The organism is Rhizobium glycinendophyticum (genome assembly GCF_006443685.1).
GTDB lineage: Bacteria > Pseudomonadota > Alphaproteobacteria > Rhizobiales > Rhizobiaceae > Allorhizobium > Allorhizobium glycinendophyticum.
Genome location: NZ_VFYP01000001.1, coordinates 1,973,311 through 1,999,555 on the forward strand (window position 1 = coordinate 1,973,311; position 26,245 = coordinate 1,999,555).

At 61.2% G+C, this 26,245-nt stretch carries 25 protein-coding genes and 1 tRNA gene; 15 read left to right on the top strand and 11 right to left on the bottom strand.

Annotation, left to right across the window (positions count from 1 at the left end; genetic code table 11):
- The first annotated feature begins 51 nt into the window (after positions 1-51).
- From FJQ55_RS09710 to bchJ, 8 genes are all read left to right on the top strand, one after another.
- Positions 52-2,316, top strand: coding sequence for a sensor histidine kinase NtrY-like (locus tag FJQ55_RS09710; protein WP_140827513.1), 2,265 nt, complete (start codon positions 52-54; stop codon positions 2,314-2,316).
- Positions 2,306-3,670, top strand: coding sequence for a nitrogen assimilation response regulator NtrX (gene ntrX / locus FJQ55_RS09715; RefSeq protein ID WP_140827516.1), 1,365 nt, complete (start codon positions 2,306-2,308; stop codon positions 3,668-3,670). The genes FJQ55_RS09710 and ntrX overlap by 11 nt, the downstream gene beginning before the upstream one ends.
- Positions 3,671-3,721: 51 nt before the next feature.
- Entirely contained in the window at positions 3,722-5,098 is a 1,377-nt protein-coding gene (trkA, locus tag FJQ55_RS09720; protein WP_140827518.1) for a Trk system potassium transporter TrkA, read from the top strand.
- 13 nt (positions 5,099-5,111) lie between these two features.
- Complete coding sequence (locus FJQ55_RS09725) at positions 5,112-5,975, top strand: D-amino-acid transaminase (protein WP_140827521.1); 864 nt, start codon at positions 5,112-5,114, stop codon at positions 5,973-5,975.
- Positions 5,976-6,084: 109 nt separating this feature from the next.
- Positions 6,085-6,336 (top strand): RNA chaperone Hfq, encoded by a 252-nt coding sequence (hfq, locus tag FJQ55_RS09730; RefSeq protein ID WP_140827523.1) that lies wholly within the window; start codon positions 6,085-6,087, stop codon positions 6,334-6,336.
- A 67-nt stretch (positions 6,337-6,403) separates the two neighbouring features.
- Positions 6,404-7,738, top strand: coding sequence for a GTPase HflX (hflX, locus tag FJQ55_RS09735; protein WP_140827526.1), 1,335 nt, complete (start codon positions 6,404-6,406; stop codon positions 7,736-7,738).
- A 101-nt stretch (positions 7,739-7,839) separates the two neighbouring features.
- Positions 7,840-9,453: a magnesium-protoporphyrin IX monomethyl ester anaerobic oxidative cyclase gene (bchE, locus tag FJQ55_RS09740; RefSeq protein WP_140827528.1), complete on the top strand. Its 1,614-nt coding sequence runs from the start codon at positions 7,840-7,842 to the stop codon at positions 9,451-9,453.
- On the top strand, positions 9,437-10,201 hold the full coding sequence (gene bchJ, locus FJQ55_RS09745; protein WP_140827530.1) for a bacteriochlorophyll 4-vinyl reductase: 765 nt from the start codon (positions 9,437-9,439) through the stop codon (positions 10,199-10,201). The genes bchE and bchJ overlap by 17 nt, the downstream gene beginning before the upstream one ends.
- On the opposite strand, the gene FJQ55_RS09750 is transcribed toward bchJ, so the two are convergent.
- Genes FJQ55_RS09750 through FJQ55_RS09765 form a run of 4 tightly spaced genes read right to left on the bottom strand, consistent with a single transcriptional unit; the run spans position 10,116 to position 13,207 of the window.
- Positions 10,116-11,333: an FAD-dependent oxidoreductase gene (locus FJQ55_RS09750; protein ID WP_140827532.1), complete on the bottom strand. Its 1,218-nt coding sequence runs from the start codon at positions 11,331-11,333 to the stop codon at positions 10,116-10,118. The genes bchJ and FJQ55_RS09750 overlap by 86 nt on opposite strands.
- Positions 11,334-11,339: 6 nt before the next feature.
- Positions 11,340-12,173: a nucleoside triphosphate pyrophosphohydrolase gene (gene mazG / locus FJQ55_RS09755; protein WP_140827534.1), complete on the bottom strand. Its 834-nt coding sequence runs from the start codon at positions 12,171-12,173 to the stop codon at positions 11,340-11,342.
- Positions 12,174-12,187: 14 nt separating this feature from the next.
- A complete protein-coding gene (locus tag FJQ55_RS09760; protein ID WP_140829199.1) occupies positions 12,188-12,568 on the bottom strand; it encodes a VOC family protein in 381 nt (126 codons plus the stop codon).
- Positions 12,569-12,619: 51 nt separating this feature from the next.
- Positions 12,620-13,207, bottom strand: a complete 588-nt coding sequence (locus tag FJQ55_RS09765) for a deaminase (protein WP_140827536.1) — start codon at positions 13,205-13,207, stop codon at positions 12,620-12,622.
- Between the two features lie 263 nt (positions 13,208-13,470).
- On the opposite strand from FJQ55_RS09765, the gene cysG reads away from it, so the two are divergent.
- The 5 genes from cysG (at position 13,471) to FJQ55_RS09790 (ending at position 18,423) form a co-directional block, all read left to right on the top strand.
- The gene (gene cysG, locus FJQ55_RS09770) at positions 13,471-14,913 is read left to right on the top strand and encodes a siroheme synthase CysG (RefSeq protein ID WP_140827540.1); all 1,443 of its coding nucleotides are present in this window, start codon (positions 13,471-13,473) and stop codon (positions 14,911-14,913) included.
- A gap of 2 nt (positions 14,914-14,915) precedes the next feature.
- Positions 14,916-15,230 (top strand): DUF2849 domain-containing protein, encoded by a 315-nt coding sequence (locus FJQ55_RS09775; RefSeq protein WP_140827542.1) that lies wholly within the window; start codon positions 14,916-14,918, stop codon positions 15,228-15,230.
- 15 nt (positions 15,231-15,245) lie between these two features.
- Positions 15,246-16,916 carry a nitrite/sulfite reductase gene (locus tag FJQ55_RS09780; RefSeq protein ID WP_140827544.1) on the top strand — a complete coding sequence of 557 codons (1,671 nt, stop codon included), beginning with the start codon at positions 15,246-15,248 and terminating at the stop codon, positions 16,914-16,916.
- A 15-nt stretch (positions 16,917-16,931) separates the two neighbouring features.
- Entirely contained in the window at positions 16,932-17,444 is a 513-nt protein-coding gene (locus tag FJQ55_RS09785) for a DUF934 domain-containing protein (protein ID WP_140827546.1), read from the top strand.
- 166 nt (positions 17,445-17,610) lie between these two features.
- Positions 17,611-18,423, top strand: a complete 813-nt coding sequence (locus FJQ55_RS09790) for a ferredoxin--NADP reductase (RefSeq protein ID WP_140827547.1) — start codon at positions 17,611-17,613, stop codon at positions 18,421-18,423.
- A gap of 84 nt (positions 18,424-18,507) precedes the next feature.
- On the opposite strand, the gene FJQ55_RS09795 is transcribed toward FJQ55_RS09790, so the two are convergent.
- The 6 genes from FJQ55_RS09795 to FJQ55_RS09820 all read right to left on the bottom strand — a co-directional run bounded on the left by FJQ55_RS09795 (position 18,508) and on the right by FJQ55_RS09820 (position 23,026).
- Entirely contained in the window at positions 18,508-19,713 is a 1,206-nt protein-coding gene (locus FJQ55_RS09795) for an ABC transporter permease (protein ID WP_140827549.1), read from the bottom strand.
- Complete coding sequence (locus FJQ55_RS09800; protein ID WP_140827551.1) at positions 19,703-20,449, bottom strand: ABC transporter ATP-binding protein; 747 nt, start codon at positions 20,447-20,449, stop codon at positions 19,703-19,705. Before FJQ55_RS09800 ends, FJQ55_RS09795 begins: the two co-directional genes overlap by 11 nt.
- An 8-nt stretch (positions 20,450-20,457) precedes the next feature.
- Positions 20,458-21,750: an efflux RND transporter periplasmic adaptor subunit gene (locus FJQ55_RS09805; protein ID WP_246085061.1), complete on the bottom strand. Its 1,293-nt coding sequence runs from the start codon at positions 21,748-21,750 to the stop codon at positions 20,458-20,460.
- A 201-nt stretch (positions 21,751-21,951) separates the two neighbouring features.
- Positions 21,952-22,287, bottom strand: coding sequence for a VanZ family protein (locus FJQ55_RS09810; protein WP_161596972.1), 336 nt, complete (start codon positions 22,285-22,287; stop codon positions 21,952-21,954).
- Positions 22,288-22,445: 158 nt separating this feature from the next.
- Positions 22,446-22,643: a hypothetical protein gene (locus FJQ55_RS09815; protein WP_140827554.1), complete on the bottom strand. Its 198-nt coding sequence runs from the start codon at positions 22,641-22,643 to the stop codon at positions 22,446-22,448.
- Between the two features lie 307 nt (positions 22,644-22,950).
- A tRNA-Lys gene (locus FJQ55_RS09820) sits at positions 22,951-23,026 on the bottom strand.
- 185 nt (positions 23,027-23,211) lie between these two features.
- On the opposite strand from FJQ55_RS09820, the gene FJQ55_RS09825 reads away from it, so the two are divergent.
- Both FJQ55_RS09825 and FJQ55_RS09830 read left to right on the top strand, forming a co-directional pair.
- On the top strand, positions 23,212-23,958 hold the full coding sequence (locus FJQ55_RS09825) for a cytochrome c biogenesis CcdA family protein (RefSeq protein ID WP_140827555.1): 747 nt from the start codon (positions 23,212-23,214) through the stop codon (positions 23,956-23,958).
- Between the two features lie 41 nt (positions 23,959-23,999).
- Complete coding sequence (locus FJQ55_RS09830) at positions 24,000-24,962, top strand: AEC family transporter (RefSeq protein WP_140827557.1); 963 nt, start codon at positions 24,000-24,002, stop codon at positions 24,960-24,962.
- Here the strand turns inward: FJQ55_RS09830 and FJQ55_RS09835 are convergent.
- Positions 24,939-26,144, bottom strand: a complete 1,206-nt coding sequence (locus tag FJQ55_RS09835; RefSeq protein ID WP_140827558.1) for a UbiH/UbiF family hydroxylase — start codon at positions 26,142-26,144, stop codon at positions 24,939-24,941. The genes FJQ55_RS09830 and FJQ55_RS09835 overlap by 24 nt on opposite strands.
- Positions 26,145-26,245 lie beyond the last annotated feature (101 nt).

The following is a 26,245-nucleotide window of genomic DNA, read 5'->3' on the forward strand; positions in this document are numbered from 1 at the left end:
TCAGGTCGGACATCGTGAAGAGATCCGCTCCGGCGGATCCGGGGGAAATGAATGGCAAGGGTGAGGAGAGCCTCCGCCGCCGATGTTGAAGCGGCGATGGCGCAGGACCGCAGGGCATCTTTTGCGCTGCCTGGCCTGCTGCTCGCCGGTGGTGCATTGCTCTGCGCCAGTTTTACTCTGCCGATCCTCTTGGGCCTGACACCGATCGAGCCGACGTCACGGGTGCTCGTTGCATCTGCCGTTATCAATTCTCTTTTCATCGTCGGCTTGATGTTCCTGATCGGCCGGGAAGTTCTGCGCCTTTTCAAGGCGCGCAACAGGGGCCGTGCCGCAGCCAGGCTGCATGTGCGCATCGTCGCCCTGTTTTCGGTCATCGCCATCACGCCGGCTATCCTGGTCGCAATCTTCGCCTCGATTACGCTCAACGTCGGTCTGGACCGCTGGTTCTCGATCCGCACCCAGTCGATCGTGTCGTCGTCGATGAACGTTGCCCAAGCTTACATGCTGGAAAACGCCAGCTATCTGCAGGGTCAGGCGATCTCCATGGCGAATGACCTGGAGCGGAACCGCGCGCTCTTCTATCTCGACCGCACCGGTTTCGTCGAACTGATGACCCGCCAGGCGCGCGGTCGCGGCATGCTCGGCGCCTTCCTCGTGCGCGAAGATGGCTCCGCCATTACCAAGGCGGATATCGAGACGGAAAAGCCGCTGCCAGCCATCCCGCGCGACGCACTGGAAAGTGCGGCTGCGGGTCAGCCGACGCTCATCCCACCAGGAGTGACCAACCTCGTCGGCGCGATCATCAAGCTTGATTCCATCTCCGGCACCTTCCTCTACACGATCCGGGCGGTGGATCCGAAAGTCATGCAGGCCATGCGCCTGATGGAAGAGAACAATGCCGAATACCAGTCAATGGAAGATGGCCGCACCACGCTGCAGATCGCCTTTGCCATCCTCTATCTTGGTTTTGCCCTGATCGTACTGCTTGCTGCCATCTGGACGGCTATCGCCGTCGCCGACCGCATTGTCCGCCCGATCCGGCTGCTGATTGGCGCTGCCGACAGCATCGCCTCCGGCAATCTCAACGTTCTCGTGCCGGTGCGCGCTGCCGATGGTGACGTCGGCAGCCTGTCGCGCACTTTCAATAAGATGGTGTCGCAGATCCGCTCCCAGCGCGATGAGATCCTGGAGGCGAAGGATGAGGTTGATGACCGCAGACGCTTTATCGAGGCCGTGCTGTCCGGTGTCACCGCAGCCGTCATTGGGGTGGAGGACAATGGCATTGTCACCATCGTCAATCCGTCAGCCGAGTTTTTCCTCGCCCTGCCATCCGATCAGTTGATCGGCGAAAAGCTGTCGCTCGTCGCACCGGAAGTTGATCGCGTGCTCACCGAAGCGACGGTGCGCCATCGCGGTGAGTACCGTGAGCAGATCAACATGATTCGGGGCGGCAAGGAACGCACTTTGAACGTTCAGGTGACCCGCGAGGAAACCCGAGGCTCCGAAGACAGCTACGTCATCACCCTCGACGACATCACCGATCTCGTGGTGGCCCAGCGCTCCACCGCCTGGGCCGATGTTGCACGGCGCATCGCCCATGAGATCAAGAACCCGCTGACGCCGATCCAGCTCTCTGCCGAGCGCCTCAAGCGACGCTACGGTAAGCAGATTGCCGAAGACGACAAGGCGGTCTTCAACCAGTGTACCGATACCATCGTCCGACAGGTGGAGGACATCGGCCGTATGGTCGATGAGTTCTCCGCCTTTGCCCGCATGCCGAAGCCGGCCAAACAACGGGCAGACCTCCGCGAGATCCTCACCGACGCGGTTTTTCTTCGGGAGATCGGCAGCGCGGAGATCGAGTTTCAGCGTGATTTTGGCGACGAGCCGCTGGAGGGCAGCTTCGATGCCCGCATGCTTGCTCAGGCCGTCAGCAACATCGTCAAGAATGCGGTGGAGGCGATCGAGGCGGTACCTCTGGAGGAGCTTGGCAAGGGCAAGATCCTCGTCCGCTCCTATTTCGATCACGCCCATGACCGCTTTGCGGTCGACGTGATCGACAATGGCCGCGGCCTGCCGACCGAAAACCGGCACCGGATCCTCGAACCCTACATGACCATGCGCGAAAAGGGTACCGGCCTCGGTCTCGCCATCGTCAAGAAGATTATTGAAGAGCATGGCGGACAACTCGAGCTGCATGATGCTCCGGCCGATTTCGACCGGGGCAGGGGCGCGATGATCAGGATCATCCTCCCCCGCGCCGAGACGGCCGCCATCGATAGCGAGAACGACAAGGAAAAGGTCTATGGCCTCTGATATTCTGGTAGTCGATGACGAAGAGGACATCCGCGAGATCGTGTCCGGCATCCTGAGCGACGAAGGCCACGAAACCCGTACGGCCCATGATGCCGACAGCGCGCTGGCTGCGATATCCGATCGCGTGCCGCGTCTGGTCTTCCTTGATATCTGGATGCAGGGCAGCCGTCTCGACGGCCTCTCGTTGCTTGACGAGATCAAGCTGCGCCACCCGGACTTGCCCGTCGTGATGATCTCCGGTCACGGCAATGTGGAAACGGCCGTATCGGCGATCAAGCGCGGTGCCTTCGACTTTATCGAAAAGCCGTTCAAGGCCGACCGCCTGATCCTGATTGCCGAGCGTGCGCTGGAGAATTCCAAGTTGAAGCGCGAGGTCTCTGACCTGAAGCGCCGTACGGGCGATGCGGTGGAGCTCATCGGTACCTCGGTGGCCGTCTCGCAATTGCGCCAGACCATCGAGAAGATCGCACCGACCAACAGCCGCATCATGATCTTCGGCCCCTCCGGCTCCGGCAAGGAGCTGGTGGCGCGCATGATCCACAAGCGCTCCAGCCGGTCCGCCGGCCCCTTCGTCTCGCTGAATGCTGCAGCGATCACCCCTGATCGCATGGAAGTGGCTCTTTTCGGCACCGAAGGCACACCCGGCCAGCCGCGGCGCATCGGCGCGCTTGAAGAGGCCCATCGGGGAATCCTTTATCTGGACGAGATCGGCGAAATGCCGCGCGAAACGCAGAACAAGATCCTGCGCGTTCTCGTCGAACAGCAGTTCGAACGGGTCGGCGGTTCGAAGCGCGTCAAGGTCGACGTGCGCATCATCTCGTCCAGCGCCTATAATTTGGAGGGCATGATCGCCGAGGGCCGTTTCCGCGAGGATCTCTTCCATCGTCTGGCTGTTGTCCCGGTCAAGGTGCCGGCTCTTGCCGAGCGGCGCGAGGACATTCCCTTCCTCGTCGACATGTTCATGCGCCAGATTTCCGAACAGGCCGGCATCCGCCAGCGCAAGATTGGCGAAGATGCAATGGCGGTGCTGCAGGCGAATGATTGGCCGGGCAACATCCGCCAGCTGCGCAACAACATCGAGCGTCTGATGATCCTCGCCCAGGGCGACAGCCCCGAATCGGCGATCACCGCCGAGATGCTGCCGCAGGATCTCTCCGACATGCTGCCAAAGGTGTCGGCGAGCAACGACACCCACATCATGACGCTGCCGCTGCGCGAAGCGCGCGAAATGTTCGAGCGGGATTACCTGATCGCCCAGATCAATCGGTTCGGTGGCAACATTTCCCGCACTGCTGAGTTCGTCGGCATGGAGCGGTCCGCTCTGCATCGCAAACTGAAATCGCTTGGCGTATAACCGAGGCAAACGAGTCCGGTCTTCCGATCGGGCGAGCGCAGGAAACACGCCATGAAGGTCATTATTTGCGGTGCGGGGCAAGTCGGCTACGGGATCGCGGAGCGGCTGTCGCAGGAAGACAACGACGTTGCCGTCATTGATACGTCCGCATCGCTTGTCACCCACATCACCGAGACGCTCGACGTGCGCGGCTATGTCGGTCATGGCGCCCATCCAGACGTGTTGGCGCGTGCGGGCGCCGACCAGGCCGACATGCTGATCGCAGTCACGCTCTACGACGAGATCAATATGACCGCCTGTCAGGTGGCACATTCCCTGTTCAATGTGCCGACCAAGATCGCCCGTATCCGATCGCAGAACTATCTGCTGCCGGAGTATTCGGACCTGTTCAGCCGAGACAATCTCCCGATCGACGTGACGATTTCGCCGGAGATCGAGGTCGGCAAGATGGTGCTCCGCCGCATTTCTTTTCCCGGAGCAACCGACATCGTCCGCTTCGCCGACGATCATATCGCCATGCTTGCCATCGAATGCATGGAGGACTGCCCGGTTGTCGATACGCCGCTCAACCAGTTGAGCGATTTGTTTCCTGACCTGATGGCAACCGTCTGTGCCATCTGGCGCAATGGCAAGCTATTGGTCGCACGCTCGCAGGACCATCTGCAGGTTGGCGATCTCGCCTATGTTATCTGCCAGAAGGATCATGCCCGCCGAACGCTTGGCCTTTTTGGCCACGAGGAGCAGGAAGCCGCTCGGATCGTCATTGCCGGCGGGGGCAATATTGGCCACTATGTGGCCCGCACCATCGGCCACATGTCGCCGAAGACACGGTTGAAGATCATCGAAAACGATCGCGACAGGGCGCTTTCGGTATCGGACCAGTTGCCCGATGCAATCGTGCTGCACGGGTCCGCGCTGGACCAGAACATCCTGCATCAGGCCGACATCCAGGATGCGGATCTGATGGTGACGCTGACAAACAACGATCAGACCAATATCCTCAGTGCCGCCATGGCGAAGCGCCTTGGCTGCAAGTCCGGAATGGCCCTGATCAACAGCCCGTCCTTCCACGACATCGCCGGCTCGATCGGCATCGACGCCTACATAAACCCGCGTGCCGTGACGATCTCGCGCGTCCTTCAGCATGTCCGCAAAGGCCGCATTCGCGCTGTCTATGCGGTGCAGAAGGGCAAGGCCGAGGTGATCGAGGCCGAAGCGCTGGAAACCTCGCCGCTCGTCGGCAAATCGTTTCGCGACCTTGAACTGCCTCCTGGCCTGCGCATCGGCGCAATTTACCGCGACAAGGCGGTTCTGCGCCCCAGTGGTGACACCCGCATCAAGGCCAAGGATCGCGTCGTGCTCTTTGCCGCTGCGGACGCCGTGCGGCATGTCGAGCAGCTTTTCCGCGTATCGATCCAGTATTTCTAGAGGTCACAGCCCCATGCCCCGGATTGCCTATGTCAATGGACGCTATCTTCCCCATTCGGAAGCGGCGGTCCACATCGAGGATCGCGGATACCAGTTTGCCGACGGTGTCTACGAGGTCTGCGAGATCCGTCATGGCGTGATTGTCGATCTGACCCGGCACCTTGACCGCCTCGACCGTTCCCTGTCGGAACTGCAAATGCAAAGCCCGATGAGCCGGGCGGCTCTCACCCAGGTCATCCGCGAAGTGGCTAGACGTAACCGGGTGAAGAATGGCTTGTTCTATCTTCAGGTGACACGTGGCGTCGCCCGCCGCGACCACGTCTTTCCCTCTGCCGACACGCAGCCGAGCCTGGTGATCACCGCCAAGATCACCGATCCATCGATTATAGCTAAGAAGAACGAAGTTGGCTTAAAGGCGATCACCCTACCAGACAATCGCTGGGACAGGGTCGATATCAAGACAGTCGGTCTGCTCCCCAATGCCATGGCGCGTCAGGCGGCCAAGGAGAAGGGTGCCCAGGAGGCCATCTACATCGATGCCCGCGGCATGGTGACGGAAGGGGCTGCCACCAATGTCTGGATCGTCGACCAAAATGGTGTGCTCGTCACCCGCCCAGCCGAACACGGCATATTGCGCGGCATTACGCGCACCGGCCTGATGGATGTGACGGAAAAACTGGGGATTGCGGTTGCGGAGCGGGAATTTTCCCGCGAGGAAATGCTGGCGGCCCGCGAAGTCTTCATTACCGCAGCCACCAGCATCTGCTTTCCGATCATCGAGATCGATGGCCAGACGATCGGCAATGGCCATCCCGGTGCCATGTCGGAGCGGATCCGATCCGCCTTTTTCGACGTTGCGGAAAAGACGGTGATTTGATACCACCTTGTTCCGGTGGAGGGGCGAGGGGACCTATTGCCCACCTTGCCAGCAAGAACAATAATCACACCGGTCGGAAAAGACCGGCAAGAAAGAAAGAAGCGGCGCCATGGCGGAACGTTCTCAGAATCTGCAGGATCTTTTCCTCAACACCGTTCGCAAACAGAAGATCTCGCTGACGATCTTCCTCATCAACGGCGTCAAGCTGACCGGTGTCGTCACGTCGTTTGACAACTTCTGCGTTCTGCTGCGTCGTGACGGACATTCCCAGCTGGTGTATAAGCACGCCATCTCGACCATCATGCCAGGCCAGCCGATGCAGATGTTCGAGAGCGAAGATAGCGCTTCCCAACAGGACTGAGATCATCACAAATCGCGACACCAAGAACGATTCGATCATCCCGGAGGACGAAAAGCCCCGGGATGACATGCGAGCCGTTGTCATCGTTCCCGTTCTCAAGCAGGGACGTCCTCAGCCTTTGCCCGAGGGAGCGCCACCGGCGCCAGGCCGCTCGAACGACGCACGGCTCGAAGAGGCCATCGGCCTTGCCCGCGCCATTGATCTGACCATCGTCCAGGGTCTGATCGTTGCGGTCAACCAACCGCGCCCGGCAACGCTGATGGGATCGGGCAAGATCGCCGAAGTGAAGGCGCTGCTCGACGAGTTCGATGCGGGTCTCGTCATTGTCGATCATCCGCTCACCCCGGTCCAGCAGCGCAATCTCGAGAAGGAATGGAACGCCAAGGTCATCGACCGCACGGGTCTGATCCTCGAGATCTTCGGCCGCCGCGCTTCCACCAAGGAAGGCACGCTCCAGGTCGAACTCGCGCATCTGAACTACCAGAAGGGCCGCCTCGTGCGATCCTGGACGCACCTTGAGCGCCAGCGCGGTGGTGCCGGCTTCATGGGTGGTCCGGGTGAAACCCAGATCGAAGCCGACCGGCGCATGTTGCAGGACAAGATCATCAAGCTCGAGCGCGAGCTCGAACAGGTGGTTCGCACCCGACAGCTTCACCGCGCCAAGCGCCGCAAGGTTCCCCATCCAATCGTCGCCTTGGTCGGTTATACCAACGCCGGCAAATCGACGCTGTTCAACCGCATTACCGGTGCGGGCGTTCTGGCTGAAGACATGCTGTTTGCCACGCTCGATCCGACGCTGCGCCGCATGAAGCTGCCGCATGGCCGGACCGTGATCATGTCCGACACCGTCGGTTTCATCTCTGACCTCCCGACCCATCTCGTCGCCGCCTTCCGTGCGACGCTCGAAGAGGTGCTCGAAGCCGATCTCATCCTGCATGTCCGCGACATGTCGGACCCCGACAACGGTGCCCAATCGGCGGACGTCCTGCGCATTCTCGACGATCTCGGCATCGATGAGAAGGAACGGTCGGAACGGATCATCGAGGTCTGGAACAAGATCGATCGTCTCGATCCAGACAATCATGATGGTCTGCTGCAAAAAGCCGCCGGGCGTGAGAATGTCCTGCCCGTCTCCGCGATCAGCGGGGAGGGCGTCGACACGCTGCTCGACGTGATCTCTGAGCGCCTTTCTGGTGTTCTGACGGAGGCAACGATCACAGTCCCGGCAGACAAACACGCCGTTATCTCCTGGCTCTATGAAAACGCCGTTGTCAGCAGTCGCGAAGACCACGAAGACGGCAGCGTCAGCCTCGACGTGCGTCTCACCGACCGTCAAGCCGATGAACTGGAGCGCAAGCTCGGTACCCGGAAGTCGGCCGAAAAAGAAGATTGGGAACGCTAACCCACAGGATGACCGTAAAACTTCGGCGCATTTCTTGATTCACGTCAAGGAATGCCGCGACCGCGTGTGTCAACTTTTGTTTACACACATGGGAGGTGGTCATGCGCGTCGTCTTCATCCATCCGAACTATCACTCCGGCGGCGCTGAGATCGCCGGCAACTGGCCGCCCGCATGGGTCGCCTATCTCGGCGGAGCACTGAAGTCGGCGGGCTTCACCGACATCCATTTCCTCGATGCCATGACCAACGACATGACGGAGGACCGGTTGCACGAGGAATTGCGCCGCCTGCAGCCTGATATGATCGGCTGCACCGCCATTACCCCGTCGATCTATATGGCCGAGCGCTGCCTGGAGATCGCAAAAGAGGTCTGCCCCCAGGCGCTCCGGGTCCTCGGCGGTATCCATGCCACCTTCATGTACCAGCAGGTCTTGACCGAGGCGCCCTATGTCGACGTCATCGTCCGTGGCGAAGGCGAGGAGATCATCGTCGATCTCGCCCGCGCCTTTGCCACCGGCAACTGGAAGGTGGCGAGGGCAGGGATCAGGGGGCTCGCCTATATCACCGATGACGGCAAGATCATCGCGACACCCGCGGCTCCTACGGTCAAGAATTTCGATGCTGTCGTGCCGGACTGGACGCTGCTCGAATGGGAGAAATACATCTACGTGCCGCTCGGTGTCCGGGTCGCCATCCCCAACATGGCGCGTGGCTGCCCGTTTACCTGCTCCTTCTGCTCGCAATGGAAGTTCTGGCGCGACTATCGCATCCGTGATCCGAAGAAGGTCGTCGATGAGATCGAAAAGCTGGTCAACGACCATCAGGTCGGCTTCTTCATCCTCGCTGATGAGGAACCCACCATCAATCGCAAGAAGTTCATCGCCTTCTGCGAGGAACTGATCACCCGTGGGCTGCCGGCCAAGGTCAAATGGGGCATCAACACCCGCGTCACCGACATCATCAGAGACGAGGAATATCTGGCGCTCTATCGCAAGGCCGGCCTCGTGCATGTCTCGCTCGGCACGGAAGCCGCCGCCCAGCTGAAACTCGACCGCTTCAACAAGGAAACCAAGGTCGCCGAGAACAAGAAGGCGATCCGCCTGCTCCGTGAAGCCGACATTTTCACAGAGGCGCAGTTCATCGTCGGGCTGGAAAACGAGACGGCGGAGACGCTGGAAGAGACCTATCGGATGGCGCGCGACTGGAACCCGGATCTCGCCAACTGGGCCATGTACACGCCCTGGCCCTTCTCGCCGCTTTTTCAGGAACTGGGCGACAAGGTCGAGATCTTCGATTTCTCGAAATACAACTTCTTAACACCGATCATGAAGCCCGAAGCCATGGACCGCGCCGAACTGCTCGACCGCGTCATGAACAATTACCGCCGCTTCTACATGATCAAGGCGCTCTTCCATTACCCTTGGCGCGGCAAGGGTTTTCGTCGCCGTTACCTGCTGGGCTGCCTCAAGGCATTCCTCAAGGCAGGCTTCGAGCGTAAGTTCTATGACCTCGGCAAGCACAACTACTGGGGCCCGCAATCCAAGGACAAGGTCGATTTCGGTTTCGACATGAGCCGCAAAATTGCGCCTGCCCAGCTCGACGATTGGCAGGCTGCCGCCGATCGTGCAAGTCAGGCGAAGGCAAGAAGAGCAGGCGCTGCGCAGCCGGTGCTCGCCTGCGGTGGCGGAGCCGAGAGCCATGATGCCCGCCTCTGAGACGTGGGTTGGTCTGGCCGAGACAGAAAACGAAGATGCGGTTCTGTCTCCAGCGGCTCTGCAGACGCCCTCTGCGACAGAGTCGGGTTCGCCGGCAGTGACCGCGAGGATCGGACCGAATGCCCTCGTTCAGACGGGGCAGGCGCTGTCAGCCCTCTTCGGTGAGACCACGGCGCGCGCCCTGTTTGAGCGCGCCGGTCTAATAGATCGCTACACGGCCGCGCCGCGTGTCATGCTTGATGAGGCCGAACCGCGTCGGCTTTTCAACGTCCTTTGCGAGGACCTTTCTCCCGTCGATTCAGTCCAGGTGCTTGCCGATGCCGGCCACCGTACCGGTCACTACCTTCTCACGAATCGCATCCCCAAGCCGGCCCGTTGGCTGTTGCCGCGCCTGCCGCTGGGTCTCTCGACACGGATCCTCGTTCGCGCCATCGCCGCCCATTCCTGGACCTTTGCGGGAAGTGGGCGGTTCCGCGGCCACGTGGAGGCTTGGCGGCGGCCCGTCGTCCGACTCGTAATCTGGTCAAACCCGCTCGCAACGCCCGGCTGCCCGTGGCACGGTGCCGTCTTCGAGCGGCTCTTTGCCACCCTGACCGCCAGCCACGTCACCGTATCGCACCCTCGCTGCTCGGCACGCGGTGACGACTGCTGTGAATGGACGATCACACCTTCTGCCGGCCCCCTGCCGCGCGCGCGAAGCTGTCCGAGAGACGGAGCCGACCGACCGGATCGAGAAGATCGCCTGTGACCAGGGTCGAGATGATGGCCCGGATTCCAGGCAGCGTCGTTACCGGAGCGATCAGGTGGTCGCGCAGGGCAGGCAGGATCTGGCTGTCCGACTGATAGAACGGGGTCAGCACTCGGCTCAGGAACTGGTAGGTACCCACATGCAGTTGCCTTTGCCGCAGATGCCGGTAAATGGCGCTCGATATATCCTCCGCCCGCACCAGTGCTGAAGCGAGCGAGGCTGCATCGAGCAATGCCATGTTCGCTCCCTGGCCGAGCTGCGGGCTCGTCGCATGCCACGAATCACCGATCTTCAGCGCGTGACGTGCGATGACGGGTTGACGCGTCAGATGGCGGTAACGCGCATAGACGGGTTGGGCCACTGCCGCGAGGGACACTGCCTCGGGCCAAAGGCTGCCGACTTCCTCCAGCCAGGCATCCCGACCGGCTTTCTGCCATGCGGCAAAATCCGCAAGGCGCAGGCTCCAGAAAAAGGTCGCCATTTCGGGCGCTCCTTCTCGGGCGGTCCCGACCGGGAGTACACCGGCCATCCGGGAGGCGCGGTCGTAACGCTGTTCGAGCAGGTTGCCCCGAAACGATCCGGCTTCCTCGAAGGGCACGGTCGCCCAGAGCGCGCCGTAAGCAAGTTCAGTGTCGGGACGCGCTCCAAAGGGTGAATTCGCCCCCATGGCATCAATCACCAGATCGGCGTCTGGCAGCCGCCGGCCGCCGACTGTCACGAGATTCGGCCGCGCGCTGGTCTCGACCTCCGTGATTCGCGCCGATGCTTCGAAGTTGACCCCGGCTGCACGGGCGGCGTCAAAGAGGGCATCGAAGAGGGCCACGCGCTGGACCGCGATACCGCATTGACCTGATCGGTAGCGCACGTCGAGCACCGGCTTTCCGCCCTCCTTCAGGCGCCCCACCATGCGCTCGATGCGACGCCCACGCGCGGCGACCGGGGCGAGCAGTCCGAAGGCATCAAGAACCTGAGCGCCCGTCGGCTGCAGAACGAATCCCGAACCCACGGGTCGGGGCTCGTCCATCTGATCATAGACGGTCACCCGTGCCCCGCGACGAGCAAGAATAGTGCCGAGGAGAAGTCCGCCGATCCCGGCTCCGGCAATGGCGACTTCAAGCTTGTCCAGCCGCATCGCCGTTCAACCGATCTGCCGTTCGATCACTTTGGCAGCTTGCCAAAGCTCCTCCATCCGCTCCAGGTCAGCATCGCGCAAATTCTCATCATTTGCCTCAAGTTCCATCTCGATATACCTGAATCGATTTCGAAACTTTGTATTCGTCCCGCGCAGCGCCTGCTCTGGTTCTGCGCCCACATGCCGCCCGATGTTCACCAATGCGAAGATCAGATCGCCCAGCTCATCCTTCACCTTCTCTGGCCTGTTTTCAGCCAGCGCCTCGCGCAATTCGCCGATTTCTTCCTCGATCTTGTCGAGGATCGGGGCCGCTTCCGACCAGTCGAAGCCGACCTTGGCGGCCCGCTCCTGCAGTTTCAGCGCCTCGGTGAGCGCCGGGAAAGACCTCTGGACGGAGCCGAGATAGCCGTTATCCGGATCTGCCGCCAATCCACGTGCAGCGCGGCGGGCGACCCGTTCCGCCTTTTCCTCCTGCTTGATCTTGTCCCACTGCGCTTTCACTGCCTCGGGCGTATCGGCATCGGAGCGCGCAAAGACATGCGGATGCCGACGGATCATTTTTCGCGTGATCGCCTCGACCACGTCGCCAAAACTGAACTGTCCTGCCTCTTCAGCAATCCGGGCGTGAAACACGACCTGCAGCAGCAGGTCGCCGAGTTCTTCACACAGATCGTCCGGATCCTGCCGCTCGATCGCATCAGCCACTTCATAGGCCTCTTCGATCGTATAGGGCTTGATCGTCTCGAAGGTCTGGACAATGTCCCAGGGGCAGCCGGTCTCGGGTTGGCGAAGTGCCGCCATGATTTCGAGCAGGCGGGAAATGTCCTGTGAAGCTTCCATTGAAGTGCTTTCGTTTATTCGGGTGCGCGATGGCAGACCGCCTCGATGCGGCGTCCATCCGGATCGATGACGAACGCCGCATAATAATTAGGGTGATATCGAGGACGCAGGCCAGGCGCCCCATCGTCCGTTCCGCCATGGATGAGAGCCGCAGCATGGAATGCATCGACGGCAGCCCTTGATGGGGCCGAGAACGCGTAGTGAGTCTTCGGATTGTCGGTGACCGAGCCATGCTCCACCAGATTGACGTAAAAGTCATCCTGACCATCTACGGCCCAGCCGGCGGAAACATCGGTAACCGCCACCTCCACCGCACCCAGGGGCGCGAGAGCGGCCGTGTAGAAGCAACGTGCCCTTCCAAGATCGGTTGTCGCGAGAGAGATGTGGTCGATCATCGGCATGCGCAGAAATCCTCGATTGCAGAACTGCCCGGAGACGCCGCTGGCTCAGTTGAGCGGAATGGCGTTGTCGTCCTTGGAGGACTGATAGGCTTCGGACAGCCGTTCATATGCCGCCTTGATGCGGCTCACCTGTTCGAAGAGCGCCGGCCGCTCGTCGTCGCTGGCCGATGCCACCATCTCGATCATCGCGTGGCTGAGCCAAAAGGCGTTCTGGCGTCGGTAACCGCCCGGCTCCAACCCGAAAACCTCTTTGAGGATCTTCAGGTCATGCGGGATCGCGAAGGCATCACGGCTGTCTTCGTGACTGAAGAAATAGTAAAAATTGTCGAAGCCTGCCCAGGTGATCGCCGACATGCACATGGTGCAGGGTTCATGCGTCGAGAGGAAAATCAGGTCCTTTGTGTCCGGCCGCACCCCGAGCTCATAGAACCTCTTCAGCGTATGGACCTCGCCGTGCCACAGCGGATTTTCCAGCTCATTGTTGGTTTCGGCCATGACCAGAGACAGGTCTGACTTGCGCAGGACGGCGGCACCGAACACCTTGTTGCCGGCAGCCACGCCCTTGGCCGTGAGCGGGAGGATGTCGTGCTCGATGACGTCGAGCAGTCGGCGGGTGATTTCTATTGTGGTCACGTGATGCTCCGGGTCCAGGATGCCTCGACACTAACGCCTGCGCGACGGTCACCGAAGCAAAATGATTGGCCGTCTCGAAGTTTTTCCACATCGCGCAGCATCACTTCACAACACAGCGGCCCCGGGTGCGCTGCGGTGAGTTTTGCTCGCCAAAACGGGATGCCTAGGAAAGAAATACGCTCGCACAGAGGGTAGGGGATTTCTGTTTCTTCAATGGCTGGCCTATAAAGGCCATTATGCGTCCCACTGGAATTTGGGCAGTCATGGCAGATAACGAGAAACAGCTTTCGGTTTTCCCGGCTTTCTTCAAGGTCGAGAATGCAGTCGTCGCCGTATTCGGCGAGGGCGACGAAGCCTATGCCAAGGCCCGCCTCTTGAGGAATACGGAGGCCCGCATCGTCGCCTATGCGGTTCATCCGGAGCCCGACTATGCGGCGTTCCTCGCGAGCCAGCGCATCGATCAGGTTGCGCGTCCTTTCGAGCCTTCCCAGGTGCAGGGCGCCCGTCTCGTTTTTGCCGCGACCGGCGATGCTGCACTCGACAGGGCGATTGTTTCAGCCGCACGGGAAGCGCGCATCCCGGCCAATGCCGTCGATCAGCCGGAGTGGTGCGACTTCTACACGCCGGCCCTGGTGAATCGTGCGCCGATTGCGGTCGCGATCGGGACCGAAGGTGTCGGCCCGGTGCTGGCACAGATGATCAGGGCGGATGTGGATCGGCTGCTTCCGCGTTCGCTCGGCAAGCTTGGACGTCTCGCCAACTCCTATCGCCGCGCCGTGGACCGCCTCGTACCGCGCGGCGCGCCACGACGCCTCTTCTGGCGCGATTTCTTCAAGGGCAAGGTGGCCGATCACGTCGAATCGGACGAGATCAGCCTGGCCCGCCGCGAGGCAACGCGACTTTTGAAGGGTGTGGCTGCAGATCGGCTTGAAGGCCGTATCTTCCTGGTCGGGGCAGGCCCCGGCGCCGAAGATCTGCTGACGCTTCGCGCCCATCGTCTGATGATGGAATGCGATGCCATCGTTTACGATGCGCTTGTCCCGCGCGAGGTGGTCGACATGGGACGACGTGATGCCGAGCGCATTCCGGTCGGAAAGCGCAAGGGCTGCCATTCGAAGTCGCAATCTGAGATCAACAACCTGCTGGTGGAGCTCGGTCGGCAAGGGAAGCGGGTGGTTCGCCTGAAGTCTGGTGACCCACTGATCTTCGGCCGGGCGGGCGAAGAAATGGCGGCGCTTCGCGACGCGGGTATATCTTACGAGATAGTGCCCGGCGTCACCTCGGCGCTCGCCGCCGCCGCAGATTTCGAGCTGCCTTTGACCTTGCGCGGCGTCTCGTCATCACTGGTATTCACCACAGGCCACGATCTGCAGGGCAACGTTCTGCCGGACTGGGCACGCCTGGCGCTGTCCGGCACCACCGTCGCCGTATACATGGGCCGCACCGTCGCCGCTTCCGTCGCAGAGCGCCTTATGCAGGGCGGGCTGGCGGAGGATACGACGGTCGCCGTCGTCGAGAATGCCGGCCGCCGCGATAGTCGTCTGCTGCACGGCACGCTGAAGGAACTCCCGGGTCTGGAGGCTCGCGAAGAGCTCACCGGTCCGGTCATGGTAATTATCGGCGACGCTGTCGCCGGCGCCGATTTCAGCCGTTCCGAGCCGCTCGGGCTCAGGCTGCCGGCTGAACTGGAAACTGCGAGGAACTAACCATGGTTGATCACGTCTTGACTGCCAACCGACTGACCGATGGCATCGCCGTGTGGCTGGATGCCAATGGCCAGTGGACTGAGCGCCTGCAGGACGCCATTGTGGCGCGCCACGCCGAAGCGGTTGCTGCTCTCGAAGCGGCCGGTAAACAGGCATTCGCCAGCAATCTCGTGGTCGATGTCAACGTCATCGAGGTCGAGGAAAAGGAAGGCCGGCTGCGCCCCTTGCGCCTTCGCGAGCGCATCCGTGCCGAAGGACCGACCATTGCATATGCGGAAGGGCACGGTTATGCCGATCCCGCATTTATCGCCGCCTGAGGCTTGAGGTAACAGATGTATCGTTATGACGAATTCGACCACGCCTTCGTATCGGCGCGCGTAGAACAGTTCCGCGACCAGGTCGCCCGCCGCCTCTCCGGCGAACTGGCGGAGGACGCCTTCAAGCCGCTGCGCCTGATGAACGGTGTCTATCTGCAGCTGCACGCCTATATGCTGCGCGTCGCGATCCCATATGGCACCCTGAATTCCAAGCAGATGCGCATGCTGGCCCACGTCGCGCGCAAGTATGACCGGGGTTACGGCCATTTCACCACGCGCCAGAACATCCAGTACAACTGGCCGAAGCTCTCCGACACGCCGGATATTCTGAAAGATCTGGCAAGCGTCGAGATGCACGCCATTCAGACATCCGGCAACTGCATCCGCAATGTCACCGCAGACCATTTCGCGGGCGCCGCTGCCGATGAGGTGGCTGATCCGCGACCCTATGCCGAGATCCTGCGCCAGTGGTCGTCGCTGCATCCCGAGTTTTCGTTTCTGCCGCGCAAGTTCAAGATCGCTGTCACCGGCGCGCCGAGTGACCGCGCCGCGATCCAGGTGCATGACATCGGCCTGCATCTGAAGAAGAACGAAGCGGGCGAGCTCGGCTTTGCCGTTTATGTCGGCGGTGGTCAGGGCCGCACGCCGCTGATTGCCAAAAAGGTGCGCGACTTCCTGCCGGAGGCCGACCTCTTGACCTACATCACGGCGATTGTGCGCGTGTACAATCTGCACGGTCGTCGCGACAACAAGTACAAGGCCAGAATCAAGATCCTCGTGCACGAGACCGGCGTCGAGGAACTGACGCGGCAGTTCGAAGCGGAGTTCGATCAGATCCGTGATAGCGAGTTGAAGCTGCCGGAAACCGACATTCGGGCGATCGCAAACTACTTTGCCCCGCCGGCGCTCCCTGACCGCGCCGATGGCTGGGAAGCGGTCGCCCGCGCCAAGAAAGCCGATCCGGCATTTTCGACCTGGGTCAACCAGAACGTCAAGCCGCACCGGCATCCGGATTACGGCATGGTGACGATCTCGTTGAAGCCGATCGGCGGCACGCCGGGCGACGCAACGGACGCCCAGATGGATCTTGTCGCCGACCTCGCCGAACGCTTTGCCTTTGACGAAATCCGCGTGAGCCACGAGCAGAACCTCATTCTGCCGCATGTGGCCATGGGTGATCTCTACACCCTATACCAGTCTTTAGAGAAGGCGGGGCTTGCTACGGCCAACTCCAACCTGATCACCGACATGATCGCATGTCCCGGGCTCGACTACTGCGCTCTGGCCAATGCCCGCTCGATCCCTGTTGCGCAGGCGATCTCCGAGCGTTTCGGATCGCAGGCCCGTCAGGAAGAGATCGGCGAGTTGAAGATCAAGATCTCCGGCTGCATCAATGCCTGCGGCCATCACCATGTCGGGCATATCGGCCTGCTGGGGGTCGAGAAGAAAGGTGCCGAACTCTACCAGATCACGCTTGGTGGTTCCGGTGACGAGAATTCGTCGATCGGCGAAATCATCGGCCGCGGCTTCGAGCCGGAAAAGGTCACTGATGCGGTGGAGACGATCGTCGACACTTATCTCGGCCTGCGGCTCGATCCGAAAGAAACCTTCCTGGAAGCCTATCGTCGCGTCGGTCCCAAGCCGTTCAAGGACGCGCTCTACGGCAACGCCGTCCAAGCCGCCTGAGGATCGAGAGACAACATGACCAAGATCTGGAAAGAAACCGGCTTCGTCGAAGGCGATAGCTGGGTCATCGAGACCGAAGAGGTGAAGGCAGCCGAGGGGCAGAAGCCCGTGCTCGGACTTGACGCCTTCCTCAACGCGGTGGCGGAAACGAACGACGTTGGCCTCGGCGTTCTGATCGCTCCGGCCGACGACGTCCGCAAACTTGAGCCTCATCTGGCGCGCATTGATCTGATTGCCGTTGCCTTCCCGGCTTTCAACGATGGCCGCGGCTTCAGCCACGCGACGTTGCTCAGGGAGCGCCTCGGATACAAAGGCGAGATCCGCGCCGTTGGTGACGTTTTGATCGACCAGGTGCCGCTTATGCTCCGGACTGGCTTCGATAGTTTTTCGGTCTCGAATGCGGTCGCCCAGCGCCGCCTCGCTGAAAGCTGTCTGACGGGCGTGGCCCAGCGTTATCAACCGACGGCCAGGGCGTCCGGGACCACTGGCGGGTTCAGCTGGCGTCGCATCGGCTCGACAGGCGCCTGAGAGTGTAAATCGACACACTGGAGGCGGCATTTGACCCTGGTCAATGTTGCCGCTTTCGATTTGATGGATATATCGGCTGCAGAATCTGCAGGCCGGCTGAATTGTGGAATGGGAAAGTCTGGATTATAGGCTGATCCCGATCGCCAAACGATAGGACCGACAGCCTATGAATGCTCCCGTAAAGACCGACAATGCCGAACTGATCGTGCCCGAAGGCGTGTTTGCCGAGACGGTGCTGAGCGTGACGCATTATACCGACCGCCTGTTTCGCTTCCGCATGACCCGTCCGGCCGGCTTCCGCTTTCGCTCGGGGGAGTTCGCCATGATCGGCCTCATGGTCGAGGGCAAGCCGATCTACCGCGCCTATTCGATCGCCAGCCCCTCCTGGGACGAGGAGCTCGAATTCTTCTCGATCAAGGTTCCGGATGGGCCGCTCACCCAGCACCTGCAGCGAATCCAGCCGGGTGACAAGGTGCTGATGCGCAAGAAGCCGACCGGCACGCTGGTGCTTGATGCGCTGACCCCGGGCAAGCGCCTCTACATGTTCTCGACCGGCACCGGCATCGCGCCGTTTGCGAGCCTGATCCGCGACCCGGAAACCTATGAGAAGTTCGAGGAGGTCATCCTCACCCATACCTGCCGCGACGTCGCCGAACTGAAATACGGCTTCGATCTGGTCGACGAGATCAAGAACCACGAGTTTCTCGCCGAACTGGTGGGGGACAAGCTGAAGCATTATGCGACGGTGACGCGCGAGGATTATCCCTTCAAGGGCCGCATCACCGACCTGATCGAGAACGGCAAGCTCTTCACTGATCTCGGCGTTCCCCCGCTTGATCCGGCAGTCGACCGCGGCATGATCTGCGGCTCGACCGCGATGCTGAAGGACACCAAGGAACTCCTGGAAAAGGCCGGCCTCACCGAAGGCGCCAACAACAAGCCAGCGGAATTCGTCATCGAGCGGGCGTTCGTCGGGTAAGCTGCAGTAAATCTTGAAAGTTGAGAACGCCCGGTGTTGAACCGGGCGTTTGCGTTTCTGGAGTTTCGTCAGAAGCGCGCGCGCTTATTCGTGCCTGAGCGCATCGATCGGGTTCAGTTGCGCAGCGCGCCTTGCCGGGAAATAGCCGAAGATCATGCCGATTGCGGCGGAAAAGGCGAAGGCCAGCAGGATGATCGAGGGGCTGGCCGCGAAGGGCACGCCGAGCAGGGTGACTGTGCCATAGGCAATGGCAAGCCCCAGTGCGATGCCGACGATTCCCCCGAAAACCGACAGGGTCACCGCCTCGACAAGGAACTGCATCAGCACCTGGCTTTCGACGGCGCCAATCGCAAGCCTGATGCCGATCTCGCGCGTCCGCTCGGTCACCGATACCAGCATGATGTTCATGATCCCGATGCCGCCGACCAGCAGCGACACGGCTGCGACGGCGCTCAACAGCCCGGTCATCAGCGTCGTCGTGCCGGTGAGCGTCGCCGCCATCTGCGTCATGTCGTTCACCGAGAAATCGTCCTCGCGGCCCGACGCGATCTTGCGCCTTTCGCGCAGCAAGCGCTCGACATCCGACTGCACCTTCGAAGTCGAGACGCCATCTTTGGCCGAGAGCATGATACTGGAGACATCCGTCGAGCCGCCGATGCGCCGCTGGAACACCTTGAGAGGCATCATCACGACATCATCCTGATCGTTGCCCATGCCGCTCTGTCCCTTCTTGCCCAGAACCCCGACAATCTGGCAGGCGACGGTCCCGACGCGGATTGACTGTTCCAGCGCCGGCGTCGAGCCGAAGAGCTTGGCCCGAACGGTTTCCCCGATCAGGCAGACAGCCTGTCCGCCGCGTTCCTCAGAGGTCAGAAATGTGCGGCCGCTGGCCAGTGTCCAGTCCTGTGCCACAAGATAGTCGGCCCCGCTGCCGATGATCGTGGTCGACCGGCTCTGCCCGCCGAAGATAACGGTTTGTGTCGACTGGTTGACCGCAGCCACGGCCCTCAATCCGCCGATCTGGTCCCGGATTGCCTCGACGTCGCGGATGGTGAACTTCTTCGCATCGGTCGAGGCGCGGCCGGGACCGAACTGTCCAGGACGTACGAAGAGAAGATTTGTGCCGAGTTTCGAGATTTCGGCGGACACCTGCGCCGTCGTCCCATTGCCGATCGTGACCATGGCAATGACGGCAGCGACACCGATGACGACGCCGAGAACGGTGAGGAAGGAACGCAAGAGATTGCGGCTGATGGCACGAAGCGCAAGCTTGATGGTCTCAGTGAACATCGGCAGTCCCTTCCGCAGTCGCCGCGCTACCGTCGGATAATGCCGCGTTCAGACTGTCCGACTGGATCTGCCCGTCGACAAAACGCAGGTTTCGCTTGGCGTAAGCTGCAATGTCGTCCTCGTGCGTGACCATGATGACGGTAATCCCCAGGTCGCGGTTGAGCGAGGTGATCAGGTCCATGATCTCGCGGCTGGTTTTTGTATCGAGATTGCCGGTCGGTTCGTCGGCGAGAAGCACGGCCGGACTGGTCACGATGGCGCGCGCTATGGCCACACGCTGCTGCTGCCCTCCGGAGAGTTCCTGCGACGTATGGTTCTCGCGCCCGCTGAGCCCCACCTGCCCGAGGGCCCGCATCGCTCGCTGGCGCCGTTCTCGGCTGTCCATGCCACGATAGATCAGGGGCAGCTCGACATTTTCGACCGCAGAGGTCCGCGCCAGCAGGTTGAAGCCCTGAAAGACAAAGCCCAGCATATGCCGCCTGAGGAGCGTATACTGCGCCCGATCAAAGCCGGTCGTATCGATCCCTTGAAACAGATAGTGCCCGGAACTCGGCACATCGAGGCAACCGAGGATGTTCATCGCGGTGGACTTGCCCGAGCCGGACGGCCCCATGATGGCGACGAACTCCTGCGCTTCAATCTGCAGATCGATCTGTTTTAGCGCATGGATTGTCGCTTCGCCCTGGCCATAGGTGCGCGAGATCCGCCGAAATTCGAGGAGTGGGGCAGGGGTCATGAGCCGCCTCAGCTGGTTTGCGTGACGGAATCAGTGATCACCAGATCACCCTCCTTCAACTCGCCGCGCTCGAGCACCGTGTTCTGCCCGTCACTGGCACCGACCTCCACATTGACGGCAACCGGCTCGCCATTGCGCAATACCCATATCGTCCGCTCGCTGCCGCTTGGCTCGGGCGCGCTGATGGGCTTCTCGCGAGGCGGGCGAAACAGGCTGAAGATGCCGCCACCGCCTTGCGACTTTTCGGTTGCAGCGGTCATTTGTGGCGGCGTGAAGCGCAGCGCCGCGTTTGGCACCAGAAGGGCATTCTTGATCGATCGCACCACGATGTCGGCCGTCGCCGTCATGCCTTGGCGCAGCAGCAGGTCGTCGTTGCGCACCGACAGGATGCCCTTGTAGGTCACCACGTCGTTGACGGTCTCCGACGCATAGCGCACGTCGGTAATCTTGGCGGGAAAACGCTTGTCGGGGAAGGAGTCGACCGTGAAGCTTGCGTCTTGCCCGACGGCAATCTGACCCACATCGGCCTCGTCGATGGACACCTGCAACTCCATCTGGCGAAGGTCGCCAGCCAGCGTAAACAGGGTCGGGGCTTCCAGCGAGGCGGCTACCGTCGCCCCGCTGTCGACATCACGAGACAGGACGATGCCATCGATGGGAGATACGATCGTCGCCTTGCGCAGCGACAGTTTCGCCTGTTCGAGATCCGCCTCCGCCGCCGTCACATTGGCCTCGGCGCTCGCGCGAGTTGCCTGGGCCGCCTGATAACTGAAAACCGCCGAATCAAGATCCTGCTGCGTGGAGACACGGCTGCCGACCAGTGTCGTCAACCGATTGACGGTCGCCTGCGCCGACAATTCGTCAGCCTTGGCCTTGGCGACATTGGCGTGAGCTGCAGCAAGGGCCGCCTCCTTGCTCTTCAGTTCGGCGTTGAGCTTCTCGGTGTCGAGCCGCGCCAGCACGTCACCTTTCTTCACCACGCTGTTATAATCCGCCAGCACATCGCGCACGGTGCCCGATTGTTCGCTCGACACGTCCACCTGCACCGTCGGCTCCACGGACCCGGTCGCTGTGACAAGGACCGTAAGGTCGCCGGCTTTTACAGCGGCCGTGCTGTAGCTATACGTGACCGACTTGCTCGTCAGAAGATAACCGCCGTAACCCGCACCGAGGAGAAAGGCGAGGATCAAGAGCCGCATTCCCCAACTCGATTTGCGCTTGCCGGTCTGGGCGAGCAGACCGCGCAGTGCGTCGGTGTCGGGGGAGGTTTGAGGATCGCTCTTGTTGCTGTCGGTGGTCACGCCGGCCTCGCTGAAATGATGTCGGTGGGACAATGGCTGAACGGCCTTGCCCCGCAATTGATCCGGGTCAAGCCTTTGTAATCCCCGGTCCCGCAGCCATAACCGCTTTGGCCTCAACTCCCCAGTGAAAGATTGGTAAGGTTATCGCGATAGCCGGGTAAAGGCTCAGGGAGCGTGCCGCGCGTCATCAAAAGTTTACCGTCAGGCTTGATGACGCAAGCGCAGAAGCCGCAGCACACCATGGGCCAAGACCACTCCAAAAACTGCGCCGAGCGCCTTGATGATGGCGTCAGGCAAGGCCGGATGCCGGCTGGGCGAGAAAAACTGCAGCGACTCAATCGAAAAGGCCGCCAGCACGAGAAAGAGACAAATGGTCAGCCATCGACGCGGATGAGCGAGACCAAAGGCCATACCCAGAACTGTAAAGGCGAGCGCTCGATCAGCATCGGCAGGCATCGCCATATGCGGTCGAAACCCAATCGGCACAACCGTGGCTGCAATGCATAGGCCGAGCAAAACCCAGGCGATGATCCGCAAATATTGTGTCCGCATCCGCGGGTCTTACCGGCGCAGCCCGTCCTTGGCAACAGCGTGTCATGGCGGTCGCGTTCTTGTGATGTGCGCTGCAGCATCAAGCACCACTAAGGACAAGTGGGGCTAGCACTTTCCCAATCGCCGTTCGAGGCGCTCCTACCCTAATTGTCGCTTTCTTCCTGTTTTGCGCCGGCACTCTTGCCGTCAGAGCTCTTAGAACGCTCCTCAAACCGGTCGGCGCCCTTCGCTAGGTCACGCCCCATCGAGGCCTCCGTTTTGCGCTCGTCCGCTTCTGCGCTCTTTTGAAGACCTTCTGCGGCATCCTCGCCGACTTTGGTCTCTGCGTTTTCGATTCCCATGTCTGCTTCCTCCGTTAATCATTTTCAACGAGTGCGGGCAGGGGAGGTTCCCAGGAATTGAGAACTAGGGACGGGCTGAAATGCGCGTCAGGTTCAATTGCAGGAAATTCGTCGGGATCGCACCACGTCAGCCCAATGGTAACCACCGGGGTTCACCAGTCGCGTCGATAACGGCGCGACACGCCGAACCCGGCGATGGCATGTTCCGTGTGCTGCAAAAGGGTCAGCAAGGCGAAAAAAGCCGTAACGCTGCAAATCTTTCACGGCTTCTTGCGATGGTTCACCATTGAAATCGTTGAGAGTTCGGTGGTGAGAGCGCAGGGATTCGAACCCTGGACCTACTGATTAAAAGTCAGTTGCTCTACCGGCTGAGCTACGCTCTCCCAAGCGGCTTGGCGCCGCCTTCAGAAGTGCGCGGAACATAGGCAGGTGACCACACCGGGTCAACCGGAAAAATGCACCCTCCCGGGCAAAAATCTGCGTAATTGTCACAGGCTACACAAAGGTGATTGGCAAGCCAGGGGTCGCGGGATTACGTAGGGCCCGATCCGAGCCGCAGGAGCATTTGGTGTCCATTGCCGAAATATCCTTCTTGAGCGCCCTTTTTGCCGGGGCCCTCTCCTTCCTGTCGCCCTGTGTCCTGCCGTTGGTGCCGCCTTACCTCTGCTACATGGCTGGAATCTCGGTGGACCAGTTCCGAAGCGGTGCAGAGGCCGAAAACGCCGCCGCTCGCCGAACCGTATTTCTGACCTCGCTCGTGTTCACCCTGGGATTCGCGACGGTCTTCGTGGCGCTCGGTGCCGGCGCCTCCACCATCGGCGGTCTGTTGCGCCAGCACATGGATCTTCTGTCGAAAATCGGCGGCGTCATCATTATCATCATGGGTCTGAACTTCCTCGGCGTGTTCCGGCTCGGGCTTCTATCCTCGGAATATCGCTTCAATGGTGGCGGCAAGCCGGCGACCCTCTCCGGCGCCTATGTCATGGGCCTTGCCTTCGCCTTCGGCTGGACGCCCTGTATCGGGCCGGTCCTCGGCGCCATCCTCGGGGTTGCAGCGTCGAAGGATACCGTTGGCGACGGCGCGCTCCTGCTCGCTGTCTACTCGCTGGGTCTCGCCGTACCCTTCTGGATCGCTGCCGGCTTTTCCGGAGCCTTCATGCGCTTTCTGGTGCGTTTCAGGCGTCATCTCGGCCTGGTTGAAAAGCTCATGGGCGGTCTGCTGGTCGTGACCGGGCTGGCTTTCATCTTCGGTTATGTCTCAGATATGGCGATCTGGTTCCAGCAGACCTTCCCAATCCTGTCGCAAATCGGATAAGCCGGACGGGGCGCGCGGGGGCGCTCGAGAGGAGAGAGCCGATGGCGGACATCGTCGCGCTGGTATTGCCGTTTTTTGGCCTAATCCTCATCGGCTATGTCTCGGGCCGGCTCGGCGACCACTCCGCCCAGGCGCTCGGCTGGCTGAACTTCTTCGTCATCTATGTCACCCTGCCGGCTCTGTTCTTCAAGCTCGTCTCGCGAACCCCGATCGAACAGCTCACCCGCATCGACTTCATCGCCGCCTGCCTCGCGGCGACCTACACGATCTTTGTCCTGGTCTTTGTCATCGGCCGCTATATCAGAGGTAACAACATCGCCGAATCGACCGTGCAGGCGCTCGCCGGCGCCTATGGTAATATCGGGTATATGGGCCCGGGCCTTGCTCTTCTCGCCTTCGGCGAAAAGGCCGCCGTCCCCGTCGCGCTCGTCTTCTGCTTTGAAAATGCCGCCCATTTCATCGCGGCCCCGGCGCTGATGGCCTTTGCTGGCGGCGACGAGAGACCACCGGCGCAAATGGCTCTGGACGTTGCCCGCAAGATCCTGACGCATCCCTTCATCATCGCGACGTTGATCGGTTTCCTCGCGGCGGCCTTCGCCTTCGAGCCACCGCTCGCCCTACAGCGGCTGATCGATTATCTCGCCCAGGCTGCGGCCCCGTGTGCGCTCTTTGCCATGGGCGTCACGCTCGCATTGCGACCGCTGAAGCGGATCCCGGCCGAGATCGGCTACATCGTGCCGATCAAGCTCCTCCTCCACCCGATCCTGGTCTACCTGGTTTTGAGCGCCGTCGGGAATTTTGATCCGCTCTGGGTCCAGACCGCCATCCTGCTTGCGGCCCTGCCCACTGCCACCAATGTCTTCGTCATCGGCCAGCAATATGGTGTCTGGCAGGAGAGGGCGTCCGCCACCATCCTGATCACCACAGTCATTTCCGTCTTTTCTGTCTCGGCGCTGCTATTCGCGATCAAGGGCGGAATGTTACCGCCGGATCTTTTCCCGTAACATCGTCGGCAGGCTCTTGAGGCCTCGGCCTGGCGCCACACCCTCCTGCATCACAAGATTGCGCAAGGGCGCAACGGTTGCCAGGACCTGCAAGCTAGCGGCGCGCAGCATGTGAACCGGCAGCAGCGACGACAGCAGTGAACGGTTCAAAAGATCGACACTGGCAGTGCGGCTCGCAATGTCGAGGCGCCGCCGCGCATGGAACCGGTCCCCGACGGCTGCCGCGATCGGAGCGGACTGCCTGTCGATAAGCAGGTCTTCAAGCGCGGCAATGTCCCGGAGGCTGAGGTTCAAACCCTGGGCGCCGATCGGCGGAAACGCATGGCCGGCTTCACCGATGAAGGCTGCACGACCCCGGCCATAGTGGAGAGCCGTCATTCCGGACAGCGGCCAGGCCTGTACGCCGTCCTCGACCGTCACCTTTCCGAGCATCGACTGCATGCGGGCCTCGACCTCGCCAGAAAGGTCGTCCCTCTCGAGTGCCAGCAACCGGTCCGCCTCTTTCGGCGTCACCACCCAAACGAGGCTGGAGCGCTGGCCGGGCAGGGGGACCTGGGTAAACGGCCCGGACTCGGTATGGAACTCCGTCGATATGTTTTGATGCGGCAGGCTATGGCCGAAATTAAGGACCACCGCCGTCTGCGGGTAGGACCAGGTCTTGACGCCGACGCCGGCACTCTCCCGGGTCGCCGACCGCCGTCCATCTGCACCGATGACGAAATCGGCTGTGATTTCCGCATCTGCCGATAGAACAATCCGGACCTCCCGGTTGTCGATGATGATGGATTTGGCTGTCTCGTCGAATCGAGAGATCAACGGCTCCCGCCCGACAGCCTGGGCAAGCGTCGAAAGCAGCGCGGCATTCGGGATGTTGTATCCGAAAGCAGGCAGGTCGATCTCGGCGCTTCGGAACGCAACGGTCGGTGCCCGAAGCAGCCGCTTCGTGCCATCGATGATCTGCATGGTCTGGAGGGCCGCTGCTTGCGGCTTCAAATCGTCCCAGAGGCCCAGACGTTCCATCATATCAAGCGACTGATGCATCAACGCGGTCGTTCGGCGGTCAGACCCGTCCGGCTGTGGTCCGACCAGCGCGACCCGTCGACCGCCACGCGCCATGGCGATGGCGGCGATCTGGCCGGCCGGTCCCGCGCCCACGACGACGATCTCGAATCTCTGCTGCATCTGTTTCATTCCCGTCTTGTGCTGGTCTCTATGTATGCCGACCCTCCGCTGAAATCCATGGGCCGAAATGGCGCAGTCGGATCGCCGGTCTCTTGGCCGAA

Bases quoted from the DNA above. Each gene is read 5' to 3' on its own strand.
- mazG (WP_140827534.1), bottom strand. From the start codon at position 12,173: ATGGAAGCTTCACAGGACATTTCCCGCCTGCTCGAAATCATGGCGGCA.
- FJQ55_RS09750 (WP_140827532.1), bottom strand. From the start codon at position 11,333: ATGCGGCTGGACAAGCTTGAAGTCGCCATTGCCGGAGCCGGGATCGGC.
- FJQ55_RS09775 (WP_140827542.1), top strand. From the start codon at position 14,916: ATGGTTGATCACGTCTTGACTGCCAACCGACTGACCGATGGCATCGCC.
- FJQ55_RS09760 (WP_140829199.1), bottom strand. From the start codon at position 12,568: ATGATCGACCACATCTCTCTCGCGACAACCGATCTTGGAAGGGCACGT.
- FJQ55_RS09790 (WP_140827547.1), top strand. From the start codon at position 17,611: ATGAATGCTCCCGTAAAGACCGACAATGCCGAACTGATCGTGCCCGAA.
- cysG (WP_140827540.1), top strand. From the start codon at position 13,471: ATGGCAGATAACGAGAAACAGCTTTCGGTTTTCCCGGCTTTCTTCAAG.
- FJQ55_RS09785 (WP_140827546.1), top strand. From the start codon at position 16,932: ATGACCAAGATCTGGAAAGAAACCGGCTTCGTCGAAGGCGATAGCTGG.
- FJQ55_RS09710 (WP_140827513.1), top strand. From the start codon at position 52: ATGGCAAGGGTGAGGAGAGCCTCCGCCGCCGATGTTGAAGCGGCGATG.
- trkA (WP_140827518.1), top strand. From the start codon at position 3,722: ATGAAGGTCATTATTTGCGGTGCGGGGCAAGTCGGCTACGGGATCGCG.
- FJQ55_RS09815 (WP_140827554.1), bottom strand. From the start codon at position 22,643: ATGGGAATCGAAAACGCAGAGACCAAAGTCGGCGAGGATGCCGCAGAA.
- hfq (WP_140827523.1), top strand. From the start codon at position 6,085: ATGGCGGAACGTTCTCAGAATCTGCAGGATCTTTTCCTCAACACCGTT.
- FJQ55_RS09780 (WP_140827544.1), top strand. From the start codon at position 15,246: ATGTATCGTTATGACGAATTCGACCACGCCTTCGTATCGGCGCGCGTA.
- FJQ55_RS09830 (WP_140827557.1), top strand. From the start codon at position 24,000: ATGGCGGACATCGTCGCGCTGGTATTGCCGTTTTTTGGCCTAATCCTC.
- FJQ55_RS09795 (WP_140827549.1), bottom strand. From the start codon at position 19,713: ATGTTCACTGAGACCATCAAGCTTGCGCTTCGTGCCATCAGCCGCAAT.
- FJQ55_RS09835 (WP_140827558.1), bottom strand. From the start codon at position 26,144: ATGCAGCAGAGATTCGAGATCGTCGTCGTGGGCGCGGGACCGGCCGGC.
- hflX (WP_140827526.1), top strand. From the start codon at position 6,404: ATGCGAGCCGTTGTCATCGTTCCCGTTCTCAAGCAGGGACGTCCTCAG.
- FJQ55_RS09725 (WP_140827521.1), top strand. From the start codon at position 5,112: ATGCCCCGGATTGCCTATGTCAATGGACGCTATCTTCCCCATTCGGAA.
- bchJ (WP_140827530.1), top strand. From the start codon at position 9,437: ATGATGCCCGCCTCTGAGACGTGGGTTGGTCTGGCCGAGACAGAAAAC.
- FJQ55_RS09800 (WP_140827551.1), bottom strand. From the start codon at position 20,449: ATGACCCCTGCCCCACTCCTCGAATTTCGGCGGATCTCGCGCACCTAT.
- ntrX (WP_140827516.1), top strand. From the start codon at position 2,306: ATGGCCTCTGATATTCTGGTAGTCGATGACGAAGAGGACATCCGCGAG.
- bchE (WP_140827528.1), top strand. From the start codon at position 7,840: ATGCGCGTCGTCTTCATCCATCCGAACTATCACTCCGGCGGCGCTGAG.